The organism is Actinomadura sp. RB99 (assembly GCF_014706005.1).
Taxonomy (GTDB): domain Bacteria; phylum Actinomycetota; class Actinomycetes; order Streptosporangiales; family Streptosporangiaceae; genus Spirillospora.
Map to the genome: position 1 here is coordinate 49,614 of NZ_JABMCA010000060.1, position 13,851 is coordinate 63,464.

The 13,851-nt window shown below is 74.7% G+C and carries 10 protein-coding genes; 6 read left to right on the forward strand and 4 right to left on the reverse strand.

All coding sequences use genetic code 11. The features are described from left to right. Positions 1-129: 129 nt before the first annotated feature. Together amrb99_RS37170 and amrb99_RS37175 are read right to left on the reverse strand one after the other, a co-directional pair. Complete coding sequence (locus amrb99_RS37170; protein ID WP_190865242.1) at positions 130-1,581, reverse strand: MFS transporter; 1,452 nt, start codon at positions 1,579-1,581, stop codon at positions 130-132. After that, positions 1,578-2,786 carry a M20 family metallopeptidase gene (locus amrb99_RS37175; protein ID WP_190865245.1) on the reverse strand — a complete coding sequence of 403 codons (1,209 nt, stop codon included), beginning with the start codon at positions 2,784-2,786 and terminating at the stop codon, positions 1,578-1,580. The genes amrb99_RS37170 and amrb99_RS37175 overlap by 4 nt, the downstream gene beginning before the upstream one ends. Before the next feature lie 70 nt (positions 2,787-2,856). On the opposite strand from amrb99_RS37175, the gene amrb99_RS37180 reads away from it, so the two are divergent. The 6 genes from amrb99_RS37180 (at position 2,857) to fdh (ending at position 12,115) form a co-directional block, all read left to right on the forward strand. Further along, complete coding sequence (locus tag amrb99_RS37180; RefSeq protein ID WP_190865247.1) at positions 2,857-3,954, forward strand: Lrp/AsnC family transcriptional regulator; 1,098 nt, start codon at positions 2,857-2,859, stop codon at positions 3,952-3,954. A gap of 124 nt (positions 3,955-4,078) precedes the next feature. Continuing rightward, positions 4,079-4,618 (forward strand): MarR family transcriptional regulator, encoded by a 540-nt coding sequence (locus amrb99_RS37185; protein ID WP_190865249.1) that lies wholly within the window; start codon positions 4,079-4,081, stop codon positions 4,616-4,618. 216 nt (positions 4,619-4,834) lie between these two features. After that, positions 4,835-6,082, forward strand: a complete 1,248-nt coding sequence (locus amrb99_RS37190) for a GAF domain-containing SpoIIE family protein phosphatase (protein ID WP_190865252.1) — start codon at positions 4,835-4,837, stop codon at positions 6,080-6,082. Between the two features lie 29 nt (positions 6,083-6,111). Beyond that, the gene (locus tag amrb99_RS37195) at positions 6,112-6,855 is read left to right on the forward strand and encodes an evbL (RefSeq protein ID WP_190865254.1); all 744 of its coding nucleotides are present in this window, start codon (positions 6,112-6,114) and stop codon (positions 6,853-6,855) included. Positions 6,856-7,012: 157 nt separating this feature from the next. Further along, positions 7,013-8,782 carry a hypothetical protein gene (locus amrb99_RS37200; protein WP_241756281.1) on the forward strand — a complete coding sequence of 590 codons (1,770 nt, stop codon included), beginning with the start codon at positions 7,013-7,015 and terminating at the stop codon, positions 8,780-8,782. A gap of 84 nt (positions 8,783-8,866) precedes the next feature. Then, positions 8,867-12,115: a formate dehydrogenase gene (fdh, locus tag amrb99_RS37210; protein WP_206700257.1), complete on the forward strand. Its 3,249-nt coding sequence runs from the start codon at positions 8,867-8,869 to the stop codon at positions 12,113-12,115. A 15-nt stretch (positions 12,116-12,130) separates the two neighbouring features. Here fdh and selD read toward each other — a convergent pair whose 3' ends face one another. After that, complete coding sequence (gene selD / locus amrb99_RS37215; protein WP_190865260.1) at positions 12,131-13,144, reverse strand: selenide, water dikinase SelD; 1,014 nt, start codon at positions 13,142-13,144, stop codon at positions 12,131-12,133. Continuing rightward, a partial coding sequence (locus amrb99_RS37220; protein WP_190865262.1) for a SelB C-terminal domain-containing protein occupies positions 13,141-13,851 on the reverse strand: 711 nt, incomplete at its 5' end. The genes selD and amrb99_RS37220, both read right to left, overlap by 4 nt.

Here is a 13,851-nt window from a genome sequence, read left to right on the forward strand (position 1 = left end):
TACCGGCGGGGAGCGGCGCGAACCCTGGTCAGCGCGCGGTTTTGCCCGGATATGGCGAGGAGATTCCGTGATCATCGGGGAACGCCGCGCGGACGTCCCGCCGGCGGGCCCGGCGGGACGTCCGCCGCCTCAGACCTCGCGCCTACGGGCGGCCACCGCGAGCAGCGCGGCGACCAGGGCGAACGCGGCGCCGATCAGCCAGACCGCGACGTAGCCGCCCTCGCTGGGGTCGTCCCGGCCGGCGGGCGCGGCGAGCAGCGTCCCGAACAGGCCGCCCGCGACCGCGCCGCCGACCGTCTTGACGTTGTTGTAGACGGCGGTGGCGACGCCCGTCCGGGACGGGTCGGACGCCTCGGCGATCACCGTCGGCATCGCGCCGAGCGCGGTGCCCAGCCCGAGGCCCATCAGGGTCAGCTCGGCGACCACCGCCCACAGCTCCCCGTGCGCCGCCGCGAACGCGACGAACCCGACGCCGACCAGCAGGAACGAGCCGATCAGCGCGGTGCGGTAGCCGACCTTCGCGGCGATCCGGGCGGTGCACGCGGAGCCCGCGATGCTGGCGATCATGGCGGGCAGCGTGGCGAGCGCGATCGACAGCGAGGACAGCCCGAACCCGTAGCCGGCCTCGTCCCGGTCGGTGGCGAAGAAGGCGGCGTTCGGGGACTGGCCGCCGAAGTAGACCACGCCGAACGCGAACGAGGCGAAGTAGAACGGCGCGACGTGCCGTCCGGCCATGGCGCGCAGGTCCACGAGCGGCTCGGCGGTGCGCAGCTCGACGAGCGCCCAGACCGCGAGCAGGACCAGGCCCGCCAGGGTGGGGACCAGGACGCGTCCGCTGAGCCAGCCGTGGTCGCCGGCCGACGACACCCCGGCGAGCAGGCCGAGGACGGCGAGGCCGAGCAGCACGACGCCCGGCCGGTCGACCCGTCCGGCGGCGCGGGTGACCGACTCCGGGATCGCGACCATCGAGACGGCCACGCACGCCAGCGCGAGCACGGCGGGGACGGCGAGGGCGATCCGGACGTCGCCGAAGATCTTGCCCGCCGTGCCCATCCCGACGGCGCCGAGCAGGCCGCCGAGGGTCAGCGCGCCGACCAGCCGGGCGATCGCGCGCCGGGCGAGGCCGACGGGGAGCCGGTCGCGGATCAGCGCGATCTCCAGCGGCATCAGCGCGACGAGCGGGCCCTGCAGCAGGCGCCCGAGCAGCAGCACCGGGAAGGCGGGCGCGACCGCGCAGAGCACCGAGCCGGCGGCGACGCAGGCCAGCGCGATCCGCAGCATCCGGCGGTGGCCGTGCAGGTCGCCGAGCCGCCCCAGGGCGGGCGCACAGACCGCCGCGGACAGCAGCTGGACGGACACGACGAGCGCGACGGCGGAGTCGGAGACGCCGAAGGTGTCGCCGATGCTCGGCAGGATCGGCGCGATCCCGGCCTGGAGGAACCCGCTGACCAGCTCGAAGAGCACCAGCAGGCCGACCACGGCGGTGACGGACCGCACCGGCGGCGCGCCCGCGTCCGGCGCGCCCGCGTCCGGCGCGCCCGCGTCGGGCGCTCCCGACGCGGCGCCGGTGGCGGCCGTCACGCGTCCTCCAGGCGGCGCACGGCGAGCTCGGTCAGCAGCGCCGCCGCGTCGGGCAGGACGGCGTCGTCGTAGGCGGCCTGCGGGGAGTGGTTCATCGGCGCGGTGGCGGGCTCGCGGTCGGCGGGGCAGGCGCCGAGCCCGATGAACGCGCCGGGGACCTGCTGGAGGACGAACGAGAAGTCCTCGGAGCCGGCCATCGGGCGCGGGACGTCGAAGACGCGCCCGTCGCCGAACAGGTCGCGGGCGGTGCCCAACGCGAACGCGGCCTCGTCCGGGGCGTTGACGGTGACGGGGTACTGCTCGACGTAATCGATCTCGGCCTCGACGCCGTGGGCGGCGGCGATCCCGCGCACGGTCCGCTCGACGCCCGCGCGGACCCTGCGGTGCGCCTCCTCGGAGAACGACCGGACGGTGACGTCCATCGACGCGGTCTCGGGGATGACGTTCCCGGCCGTCCCGGCGTGGATCGAGCCGACGGTGACCACGGCAGGGTCGAAGATGTCCAGCTCGCGGGTGACCATCGTCTGGAGCGCGCCGACCATCGCGGCGAGCGCGGGCACCGGGTCCTTGGCGGCGTGCGGCGACGAGCCGTGCCCGCCCTCGCCGCGCACGACGATGTTCACCGCGTCGGACGCGGCCATCGCCGTCCCGCCGCGGCTGACGACGGTGCCCCGCGGCAGCGCGGTGGAGAACACGTGCAGGGCGTAGGCGGCGACGGCGCGCTCCCCCGCCGCGTCCAGCACCCCCTCGTCGATCATGATCTTGGCGCCGCCCATGCCCTCCTCGCCGGGCTGGAACATCAGCACCACGTCGCCGGCCAGCCGCTCGCGGCGCGCGGCGAGCAGCTTCGCGGCGCCGACGAGGCCCGCGACGTGCAGGTCGTGCCCGCAGGCGTGCATGCGGCCAGGGATCGTCGAGGCGTAGCCGAGGCCGGTGTCCTCCTGGACGGGGAGCGCGTCCATGTCGCCGCGCAGCAGCACGGCGGGCCGGCGGCCGTCCGCGCGGGCGGCGCCGCCGCGCAGCACGGCGGTGACCGAGCTGAGGCCCTTGCCGGTGGTGATCTCCAGCGGCAGCCCGTCCAGCGCGGCGAGGACCTTCTCCTGGGTGCGCGGCAGGTCGAGGCCGAGTTCCGGCTCGCGGTGCAGGGCGCGGCGCAGTTCGGTCAGTTCTTCCCGCAGGTCAGCGGCATCGTCACAGACAGACATGGGGGTATGGTGCGGAAGCGGACCCTTTCCGCCCGGCTTCTGCCGGTATCCACCGCGAGAGGCCGCCCGGATGCCGACATCGACCACCCTCGACGAGCTCGACCACCTGCTCGTCACCGCGCTGCAGACCGCCCCGCGCGCCGACTGGCGGCGGATCGGCGCCGCGATCGGCGCGGACGCCTCCACCGCCGCGCGCCGCTGGGCGCGGCTGACCGGGGCCGGGCTGGCCTGGCTGGCGTGCTTCCCGGCCGCGGTCGACTGGCTGACCCCGGTGGTGGCGTTCATCGAGATCGACTGCGTGCCGGGCCGGCTGCACGCGGTGGCCGCGGAGATCGCCGAGGACCCGCACGTGTTCAACCTGGAGCACGTCACCGGCGGCCGGGACCTGCTCATGACCGTGGTGGTCCGCGACAACGCGGAGCTCGCCCGCTATGTCGGCTTCCGGCTCGGCCGGCTGGACGGCGTCGCCGCGACCCGCACGCAGATCGCCACCACCCTGCACTCCGAGGGCAGCCGGTGGCGGCTCGACCGGCTCGGCCGCGAGCAGCGGGACCTGCTGGCGCGCGACCGCCCCCGCGGTCCGGGCGAGATGGGCGGGTGGGCGCTGCGCGCCGAGGACCAGGCGCTCGCGCGGCTGCTGGTGGAGGACTGCCGGCAGCCCGTCGCGCGGCTCGCCGAGCGCACCGGCCTCAGCCCGACCACCGTGCGGCGCCGCCTCGCCCGGATGCACGGCGGCGGCGCGCTGATGTACCGGTGCGAGGTCGCGCGGTTCCTGTCCGGCTGGCCGGTGACGGTGTACCTGTGGGGCGCGGCGCCGCCCGACGAGGTGGCGCGGCTCGCGGCCCTGCTCGCCGGGCTCCGCGAGACCCGGATGTGCGCGTCGCTGACCGGGTCGGACAACGTGCTGTTCGCCGTGTGGCTGCGGTCGGTGGAGCGCGTCCAGTCGTTCGAGACGGCGCTGCGGCGGCGCTTCCCGCAGCTGACGATCACGGACCGGGCGGTCGCGCTGTGGCAGGTGAAGCTCGCCGGCCAGCTGCTCGACCCGCAGGGCCGGCACCTGCGCACCGTCCCGTTCTGGACGTGGGACGACCCCGGCACCGAGGACGCGCTCGGCGACCTCGTCGCGCGGCTCCGAGAGGGGCCCGGCCCGTCCGCCGCCGCCCTCTGACGGGCGTCGTCGTTTATCGTGGTCTACCGTCCGCCACGCGCCCCGTCCCGTCCCGCCGCGGCGGGACGCGCGAGCCTGCGCCGTGAGCGGCCTGGCCAGGGAACTCCATGAGAAAGGCGGGGGCGTGACTCAGCGACGACCGCGGCTCTCGACCGACGACCCGGCGACGGAGGAACCGGCGGGCGGCGGCACGGGCGAGGTGCCGGACGACGTCACCGCCGCCGTGGAGCGGGTGCTGAGCGCGGCCGCGCTGCTGTGGAGCCGCGCCGACCAGGGCCTGGAGCCGGCGGTGTCGCCGATCCAGCTGCGCGCCGTGGAGGCGATCGCCCGCTTCGGCCGGCCGAACCTCGGCCGGCTCGCCGAGGAGCTCGGCGCGATCCCCTCGTCCGCGAGCCGGCTGTGCGACCGGCTGGAGGCGGCGGGCCTGGTGGTGCGGGAGAACGCGGTCGCCGACCGGCGGGAGATCATCGTCCGGCTGAGCAAGCAGGGCGAGCGGCTGTACTCGGAGCTGACCCGGCGCCGCCGGGAGGCGGTGCGCGAGGTGCTCGCGCAGCTGTCGCCCGCGTCCCGGGGGCGGCTGATCGACGCGCTCACCGAGTTCGACATGGCGCGCGAGCGGCAGGACGCGGGCGCGTCCGAGGCACTCGGCTCGCGGACGGCCTGACCCGCCGCCCGCGTCCCGCTCCCGCGCGCGCCGCCCCGCCGCACGCGCCGCCCGCAAGTACCGGAGGGAATTCCGGTGCTCCTCGACATCAAGTATTTGCCATGTGGCAAGCTTTTTGGCAGTCTTCCCCTGCGGTTCCCCGTCCCGGTCCGGACGGGCTGCGGAGGAACCATGCCCCCGGGAGGTGGACGGCCCGGACAACGAGATGGGGTCGCAATGAGCACGCACGGCCGCGCGGCCGAGGTCGAACGGACGCTGCGCACCGCCCCGGCGCATGCGCTCCCGGAGACGCTGGCCGCCCTCCTCCAGCGGGAGCTCCCGCGGATCCGCGGCGCCCGCCTGCTGGTGAACGACTACCACTCGCGCATCCTGCTCCCCGTCGAGCCCTTCCCCACCGCGCCGGCGCGGCCGGCCGGAGGGGAGCCGGCCGCGCCGATCAGAATCCAGGGCTCCGCGGCGGGACGCGCGTTCGTCTCCCGGCGGCCCGTCGTCGAGCCCGTCCCCGCCGACGGCTCCGAAGCGCCGGACGGCATGGACGCCCGGGTGTACTCCCCCGTCACCGCGCGGGGCGAGCGGCTCGGCGTCCTGGAGTTCGGGTCGGCGGGCGGCGACTGGGACGAGGGCGAGCTGGCCGAGCTGGCGGAGATCGGCGCGGTGTTCGGGTCGGCGCTGCGGGTCGCGTGGAACCACACCGACCGGTACGAGCGGGCCCGGCGCAGCCAGCGGCTCACGCTCGCGGCCGAGCTGCAGTGGCAGCTGCTGCCCGGGCACGCCTGCACCGGAGACGGCTACACCCTCGCCGGGCACCTGGAGCCCGCCTACTCGATCGGCGGCGACAACTTCGACTGGTCCGCCGAGCACGACCACCTCGCGCTGACCGTCACCAACGGGTCGGGCACCGGCATCCAGGCGGCGCTGCTGACGTCGCTGACCGTCGGGGCGCTGCGCAACGCGCGCCGGTCCGGCGCCGACATCAGCGAGCAGGCGAGCCTGGCCAACGACATGGTGCACGTCCGCTACGGCGGGCGGGAGTTCACCGAGACGCTGGTGATGCGGATCGACCTGGCCGACGGCATGGTGCACGTCATCGACGCGGGCTCGCCGCGGATCCTGCGGATGCGCGGCGCCGAGGTCGCGCGCGTCCCGCTGGAGCAGCAGCTGCCGCTCGGCATGTTCCCCGACACCGAGTACCGGCCGCAGCGGTTCCGGCTGGAGCCCGGCGACCGGCTCGTCATCGTCAGCGACGGGGTGTTCTCCGCGCGGTCCGCGCGCGGCGAGTTCGGCACGCACGCGCTGGAGCAGGCGACCCGCCGCAGCCGCCTGCAGGACGCGGTGGAGGTGCCGCTGACCATCGTGAGCGAGCTGATCGAGCACCACGAGGGCGCCGACCTCGCCGACGACGCCGTGGTGGTCTGCCTGGACTGGCACGGCCCCGCCGCGCGGCCCGCCGCCGAGCCGGAGTAACCTCCCGCTTACCCGAGCGAGGAGGCGCGATGGACGGGCTGGACGCGATGGAGACCGTGCGGGCGGCCGACGGCATCATCCACGACGTGGGCGCGGCGTGGATGCTCGACCCGGCGACACCGGAGCGCGGGAAGCGCGCCGGATACGGCAACCCGTTCGCCTTCTACTTCGCGGGCCGCGGCGGGGTCCTCGGGGACGTCGACGCCGACGTGGTGTCCGCCGCGATGGGCTGGTTCCCGCCGCAGGTCGTCCGGCTCTTCTGGGACGAGGGCGTCGCGGTCGCCGGGGCGCGCGAGGCCGCCCGGCGGTACGCGGTGACGTGCGCGGAATGGGGCCGCGACCACATCGGCGACGCCGGCGGCGAGCGGCTGTGCGACCTGGCCGGCCGCGTCGTCGAGGCCGCCGAGGGCTCGGGGCTGCCGCTGTTCTGCGGATGGCGCGCCGAGCCGCTGGTCGACGACGTCCCGGGCCGCACCGCGCAGCTCGTGCACGTGCTGCGCGAGTGGCGCGGCGCGCTGCACCTGGTGGCGACGACGGCCGCCGGGCTCGCGCCGCTGGAGGCCGTGCTCGCCGGCTCCGACGAGGGCCGGGCGCGCTTCCTCGGCTGGCGCGGCGACCTCCCCGACTGCTCCGGTCTCAAGGGGCGCCGCGCGGAGGCGGAGGAGACCACCGACCGGCTCGCCGCCGCCGTGTACGAGCGGGCGCTGTCGCCCGCCGAGCGCGCCGAGTTCGCGGAGCTCGTCCGCGCGGTCGGCGCCGCCGCCCTGGGCTGAGCCCCGCCGAGCGCTGGGGCGGGCGCTGGGGCGACGCGCCTTTTTGTCGTCCGGGGCACAAGAACCGTCCGGCGATTGTGTCAGCGGGCGACTGTCGCGGCGGCGGGGCGGCGTTCATTGTTGCCCCGTATCCGTCCGCGTCCGGAAGGAGAACGTGATGGGGCGACCACCCCACCCCGTCGTTCGCCGCCCGTCGCGCCGGCTCGGCGGGCTCGCCGTGCTGGGCGCGTCGGCGCTCGTCGCCGCCGCGGCGGCGCTCCCCGTCCACGCCCTGGCCGCCCCCGCCGCCCCGGCGGCCGACCCCTCCGCCGACCGGGTCGAGACGCCGGTCGCCACGGGCTCGCCCGTCACCGGCGTCACCGAGACCATGGTGCGGGTGCGCGTCCCGCTGCCGTCCTCGGCGGGCCCGCACCCGGAGGCCTGCGACTGGCTGTCGTACCTGCGGTTCCGGGACTCCGCCGGCCCCGCCGCGTCGGCGGACGCCGACCGGATCCTCGTCGCGCAACCCGGCATCCTGGAGGGCGCGGGCGCCTTCGACAGCGTCGCCCGCAACACCGTCGCGGCCGCCGCGAAGAACGGGAAGCACATCGAGTTCTGGGCGCTGGACCGCAGGTCCAACTGCCTGGAGGACCACACCGGCGTGCAAGCCGGCCTCGCCGCCAAGGACGTCCACCTCGCCGTCGACTACTACTACCGGCGGAAAGAGGTGGACGGCCGGAAGTTCGCGGGCTACCAGACCAACGACCAGGTGACGTGGCTGCAGAACGTCGGGCTGGAGCGGACCGTCCGCGACCAGTACGACCTGATGGTCCACGAACTGCCGGACCAGGCGGCCCGCAAGCGGAAGATGCTCTGCGGCGGCCATTCCCTCGGCGGCGTCCTGACCGCGTTCTTCGCCGAATGGGACTTCGACGGGAACCACTCCACCACCGACGACGCCGGCTACGAGCAGTGCTCCGGCTACTTCGCGCTCGACACCCGGATCAGCACGAGCCTGCCCGGCATGGACGGCCAGATCCCGACCGACCTGATCCCGCTGCTGAAGTTCGGCGCGAGCGCCGTCCAGGCCGGGCTGGAGAGCGGCGTCGTCCCCCGCGCGCTCTCGGCCCCCGCGCTGATCAACACCGAGACGATGAACCTGCTGTCGATCGCGGGCCTCGCCGCCGACCTCGCCCCGGACGGCCCGTCCGACCTCTCGACCTACGTGCCGTCCTCGTTCAACACCGACACGACCTACCGGCTGCTGTTCTCCAAGGACTACCCGACGTTCCTCAAGGGCTCCCCGACGGTGAAGGACTTCCGCTTCACCAACGCGGCGGCGCTCGGCGGGCTCCTCGACGACAACTCCGAGCCGCTCGCGTTCATGCAGGCCAGCGTCGGGTTCTGGGACGGCGGGAAGATCGTCGACAAGGAGTTCCCGGCACCGAACGACCTGGACTCGATCGGCCTCGGCGGCCTCGGCCAGCTCCTCGGCCCGGACAAGAAGGCCATCCCGGACGAGCCGAACGGCCCGCTCTACACCTGGCGGAACTACGACGCCCTCGGAGGCGGGGTGCCCGCTTCCAAGGACGGCACCCCCTTCACGTCCGCCGTCAAGGAGGTCACCGACATCGGCGAGCTGGCCCGCAGCCTCGCCGAGCAGCCGCTCGACTTCACCGAGCACTACTTCCCCACCAAGATGGTCACCGACATCGCGCTGGCCGCGTCCCCTGGCATCGCCGACGACGCCGTCCACACGAACGGGCCGACCGCGAACCCGATCATCAACCTGGAGGCCGGCGACGGGCTCGGCGGCCGCGACCCGCAGCCGGGCGACGTCATCGCCCCCGGCTACCAGCACATCGACGTGCTGACCGCCGCCGCGAAGCAGAACGGCGGCGAGCCCGAGATCGTCTCCACGAACCTGGCCGCCTTCGCCGGGAAGTGACCGCCGCCCGCCCGCGCCCCGCCCCCGGTGTTTCGGGGTGCGGGGCGCGGGTACGTGGCCGCCCGACGAGGTGAGGGGGTCGGGATGGGCGTCCGCCAGTGGATCGGGTCGTGGCCGGTGTACCGGCAGGTCACGGGAGACGATCCGCTGGGCCGCGGGGCCGCCGCCAAGAGCGGCGTCAGCGAGCGGCTCAAGCCCCGGGTCAGCACAGCCGACCAGGTCGTCAAGTCCGTCTGCCCGTACTGCGCGGTCGGCTGCGGCCAGAACGTGTACGTCAAGGACGACAAGGTCGTCCAGATCGAAGGCGACCCCGACTCCCCGGTCAGCCGCGGGCGGCTCTGCCCGAAGGGGTCCGCGAGCCTCCAGCTGACGACCGGCTCGGCGCGCGAGCAGCACGTGCTCTACCGCCGCCCGCACGGCACCGAATGGGAACGGCTCGACCTCGACACCGCCATGGAGATGATCGCCGACCGCGTCATCGCGGCGCGGCGGCACGGCTGGGAGTGGGAGCGGAACGGGAACCGGACGAGGCGCACCCTCGGGTTCGCCAGCCTCGGCGGCGCCACCCTCGACAACGAAGAGAACTACCTCATCAAGAAGCTGTTCACCGCGCTCGGCGCCGTACAGATCGAGAACCAGGCCCGCATTTGACACTCCTCCACCGTTCCCGGTCTGGGAACCTCGTTCGGACGCGGCGGCGCGACCACCTTCCAGCAGGACCTGCAGAACGCCGACTGCATCGTCGTCCAGGGCTCGAACATGGCCGAGTGCCATCCGGTCGGGTTCCAGTGGGTGATGGAGGCGAAGGCGCGCGGGGCCAAGCTGGTGCACGTCGACCCGCGGTTCACCCGAACCAGCGCGCTCGCGGACCTGCACGTCCCGCTGCGCGCGGGCAGTGACATCGCGTTCCTCGGCGGGATCATCAACCACGTCCTGGCGAACGAGCGGTACTTCCGCGAGTACGTGCTGGAGTACACGAACGCGTCGGTGATCCTGGACGAGGGCTTCCGCGACACCGAGGACCTCGACGGCGTCTTCTCCGGCCTCGACCCCGAGTCCCGCGGCTACGACCAGGCGACCTGGCGCTACGAGGGCCTGGAGGTGCAGGCCGCCGCCGGCGAGCGCGACATGGAGTACGAGGACCGGGCCGCCGCGTCGACGTCCGGGCACGGCGAGGCCACCGGGGCCGGCGGCCCGGCGCTCGGCGAGGGCGACCCGTCCCGCGACCCGTCCCTGGAGCACCCGAGGTGCGTGTTCCAGGTGCTCAAGCGGCACTTCTCCCGGTACACCCCGGAGATGGTGGAGCGGATCTGCGGCGTCCCGCAGGACCAGTTCCTCCAGGTCTGCGAGCTGGTCACGGAGAACTCCGGCCGCGACCGCACCACCGCGTTCGCGTACGCGGTCGGCTGGACGCAGCACACCGTCGGCGTCCAGTACATCCGGACGGCGGCGATCCTGCAGACGCTGCTCGGCAACATCGGGCGGCCCGGCGGCGGCATCCTCGCACTGCGCGGCCACGCCTCCATCCAGGGGTCGACCGACATCCCGACGCTGTTCAACCTGCTGCCCGGGTACATCCCGATGCCGCACGCCCACGCCAACGAGAGCCTGGACGCGTTCATCGCCGCCGAGGCCGCGAAGAAGGGCTTCTGGGGCGAGATGCGCTCCTACTTCGTCAGCCTGATGAAGTCCTACTTCGGCGACGCGGCGACCGCCGACAACGACTTCTGCTTCGACTACCTGCCGCGCCTCACCGGCTCGCACAGCACGTACGAGACGGTGATGGCGCAGATCAAGGGCGCCTGCAAGGGCTACTTCCTGCTCGGCGAGAACCCGGCGGTCGGGTCGGCGAACGCGAAGACGCAGCGGCTCGGGATGGCGAACCTCGACTGGCTCGTCGTCCGCGACTTCTCGCTCATCGAGTCGGCGACGTGGTGGAAGGACGGCCCGGAGATCGAGTCCGGGGAGATGCGCACCGAGGACATCGGCACCGAGGTGTTCTTCATGCCCGCCGCCGCGCACACCGAGAAGGACGGCAGCTTCACCAACACCCAGCGGATGCTCCAGTGGCACCACAAGGCCGTCGAACCGCCCGGGGACGCTCGCAGCGAGCTGTGGTTCATGTACCACCTCGGCCGGATCATCCGGAGCAGGCTCGCCGGGTCGTCGGACGAGATGGACCGCCCGGTGCTCGACCTCGCGTGGGACTACCCGGTGCGCGGCGAGACCGCCGAGCCCGACGCCGAGGCCGTGCTCGCCGAGATCAACGGCCGTGACGCCGAGGGGAACCCGATCTCGTCCTACACCCAGCTGAAGCCGGACGGCTCCACCTCCTGCGGGTGCTGGATCTACGCGGGCTGCTACGCCGACGGCGTCAACCAGGCCGCCCGCCGCAAGCCCGGCGGCGAGCAGAGCTGGGTGGCGCCCGAGTGGGGCTGGGCGTGGCCGATGAACCGCCGCATCCTGTACAACCGGGCGTCCGCCGACCCCGACGGCAACCCGTGGAGCGACCGGAAGGCGCTCGTCTGGTGGGACGCCGAGAAGGGCGAGTGGACGGGCCACGACGTGCCCGACTTCGTCGCCGACAGGGCGCCGGACTACAAGCCGCCGCACGGCGCGACCGGCCCCGACGCCCTCGCCGGGAACGACCCGTTCATCATGCAGGCCGACGGCAAGGCGTGGCTGCACGTCCCCGCCGGGCTCATGGACGGCCCGCTGCCGGCCCACTACGAGCCGCAGGAATCGCCGTTCGACAACCCGCTGTACAAGCAGCAGCGCAACCCCGTCCGGCAGATCATCGAGCCGCATCCGGCGAACCTCTACCAGCCGAGCGGCGACCGGCCCGGCTCGGAGGTGTTCCCGTACGTCACCACGACGTACCGGCTCACCGAGCACCACACGGCGGGCGGCATGTCCCGCTGGCAGCCGTACCTGGCCGAGCTCCAGCCGGAGTTCTTCTGCGAGGTGTCGCCGGAGCTCGCGGCCGAACGCGGCCTCGAACACGCCGGCTGGGCCACCGTCATCAGCGCCCGAGGCGTCATCGAGGCCCGCGTCATGGTGACCGAGCGGATGTCGCCGCTGCGGATGGACGGCCGCACCCTGCATCAGATCGGCCTGCCCTACCACTGGGGCGCCAACGGCTACAGCCGCGGCGACGCCGCCAACGAGCTGCTCCACCTGTCCCTGGACCCGAACAGCCACATCCAGGAGGCCAAGGCCCTCGCCTGCGACATCCGCCCGGGCCGCCGCCCCCGCGGGGAGGCCGCCCTCGCCCTCGTCCGCTCCTACCGCGAGCGCGCCGGCATCACCGACCGGACCGGCACCCAGATGTGACCCGGCCCCCGCCGGTCAGCGGATGAGGAGGGGGTGGCCGGTGGCGGGGACGAGCTCGCCGATGACGGGGTGGTCCGGGAGTTCGGCGGCGACGAGGAGGCCGCCGGAGGTCTGGGCGTCGGCGAGCAGGAGGCGGTCCTCCTCGGAGGCGGTGCCGAAGTCGGTGTGCGGGGCGACCCAGTCGAGGTTGCGGCGGGTGCCGCCGCTGACGTACCCGGCGCGGACGGCGTCGCGGGCGCCGTCCAGGTAGGGGACGGCGGCGGCGTCGACGACGGCGGTGACGCCGGACGCGCGGGCCAGCTTATAGAGGTGGCCGAGCAGGCCGAACCCGGTGACGTCGGTGGCGCACTCGGCGCCGGCGGCGAGCGCGGCGGCGCAGGCGCCGCGGTTGAGCGCGGCCATCGACGCGACGGCGTGCGGGAAGACCTCGCCGGTCGCCTTGTGCCGGTTGTTCAGCACGCCGACGCCGAGCGGCTTGGTCAGGGTGAGCGGCGTGCCGGGCTTGCCGGTGTCGTTGCGGAGCAGGCGGGCGGGGTCGGCGACGCCGGTGACGGCCATGCCGTACTTGGGTTCGGGGTCGTCGACGCTGTGGCCGCCGCCGACGTGGCAGCCCGCCTCGGCCGCGACGTCCAGGCCGCCGCGCAGCACCTCGCGGGCCAGCTCGAACGGGAGGACGCCGCGGGGCCAGGCGAGCAGGTTCACCGCGACGAGCGGGCGGCCGCCGACGGCGTACACGTCGGACAGGGCGTTCGCGGCGGCGATGCGGCCCCAGTCGTACGGGTCGTCGACGACGGGGGTGAAGAAGTCGGCGGTGGCGACGACGGCGGGGCCGCCCGGCGCGTCGGGGAGCGTGACGACGGCGGCGTCGTCGCCGGTGTCGAGGCCGATGAGGAGCTCGCCGTTCGGGTCGGCGGGCGCCGTGCCGTGGCTCGCGGTGAGGCCCGCGACCACGTCCTCCAGCTCGCCCGGCGGGATCTTGCAGGCGCAGCCGCCGCCGTGCGCGTACTGGGTCAGCCGCTTGTCGGTCATGAGGTCCTTTCGGTGCAGCGCCTGCGCAGGTCGTCCACGCGGACGGTGTAGCCCTGCTCGTCGAGGTGCTCCAGCAGCGGGACGGCGACGCGGCGCGTGGTGCCGAGCGCGCGGCGCGCCTCGCTGAGGGTGAACGGCGGGTCGAGCTTGGCCAGCAGCGCGGCGGCCTCGGCGTCGGCGCCCGGCAGCAGCACGATCCCGTCGGCGACCCTGAGCAGCGCGCCGACCGCGGCGGCGGCCGCGATCAGCTTCGGGGTGAGGCCGAGTTCGGCGAGCCGGCCCGCGTCGGGCGCGTTGAACGGGGCGCCGGCCAGCTCGCGGCGGACGGCGTCGACGGCCCGGCGGACGTGGGGCGGCAGCTCGGGCGCGGTGGCGGTGCCATAGAGCCGGCCGTCGCGGCGGTGCAGGCCGGTGGCGAGCGCCTCGACGAGGGCGCGGTCGGGCAGGCCGAGCGCGCGGCGGGCGGCCTCGGCGGGCAGGCCGGGATCGGTCGGGTGCGTCCTGGCGTGCTCCTCGACGGCGTCGCGGAGGCGGCGGCGCAGGTCGTCCCAGTGGCCGGGGTCGGCGAGCCAGTCCCCGGCGACGGGTTCGGACGGCGGCGGGACGCCCATCGCGATCAGGTCGGCGCGGCGGGCGAGGCCGCGGCGGCGCAGTTCGGCGGCGCCGTCGGGACGCGGGCCCATCGCGGCCAGCTCGCGGGCCCGCGC

Coding starts and splice junctions, on each gene's coding strand:
- amrb99_RS37175 (WP_190865245.1), bottom strand. CDS start 2,786: ATGTCTGTCTGTGACGATGCCGCTGACCTGCGGGAAGAACTGACCGAA.
- amrb99_RS37180 (WP_190865247.1), top strand. CDS start 2,857: ATGCCGACATCGACCACCCTCGACGAGCTCGACCACCTGCTCGTCACC.
- amrb99_RS37190 (WP_190865252.1), top strand. CDS start 4,835: ATGAGCACGCACGGCCGCGCGGCCGAGGTCGAACGGACGCTGCGCACC.
- amrb99_RS37195 (WP_190865254.1), top strand. CDS start 6,112: ATGGACGGGCTGGACGCGATGGAGACCGTGCGGGCGGCCGACGGCATC.
- amrb99_RS37200 (WP_241756281.1), top strand. CDS start 7,013: ATGGGGCGACCACCCCACCCCGTCGTTCGCCGCCCGTCGCGCCGGCTC.
- selD (WP_190865260.1), bottom strand. CDS start 13,144: ATGACCGACAAGCGGCTGACCCAGTACGCGCACGGCGGCGGCTGCGCC.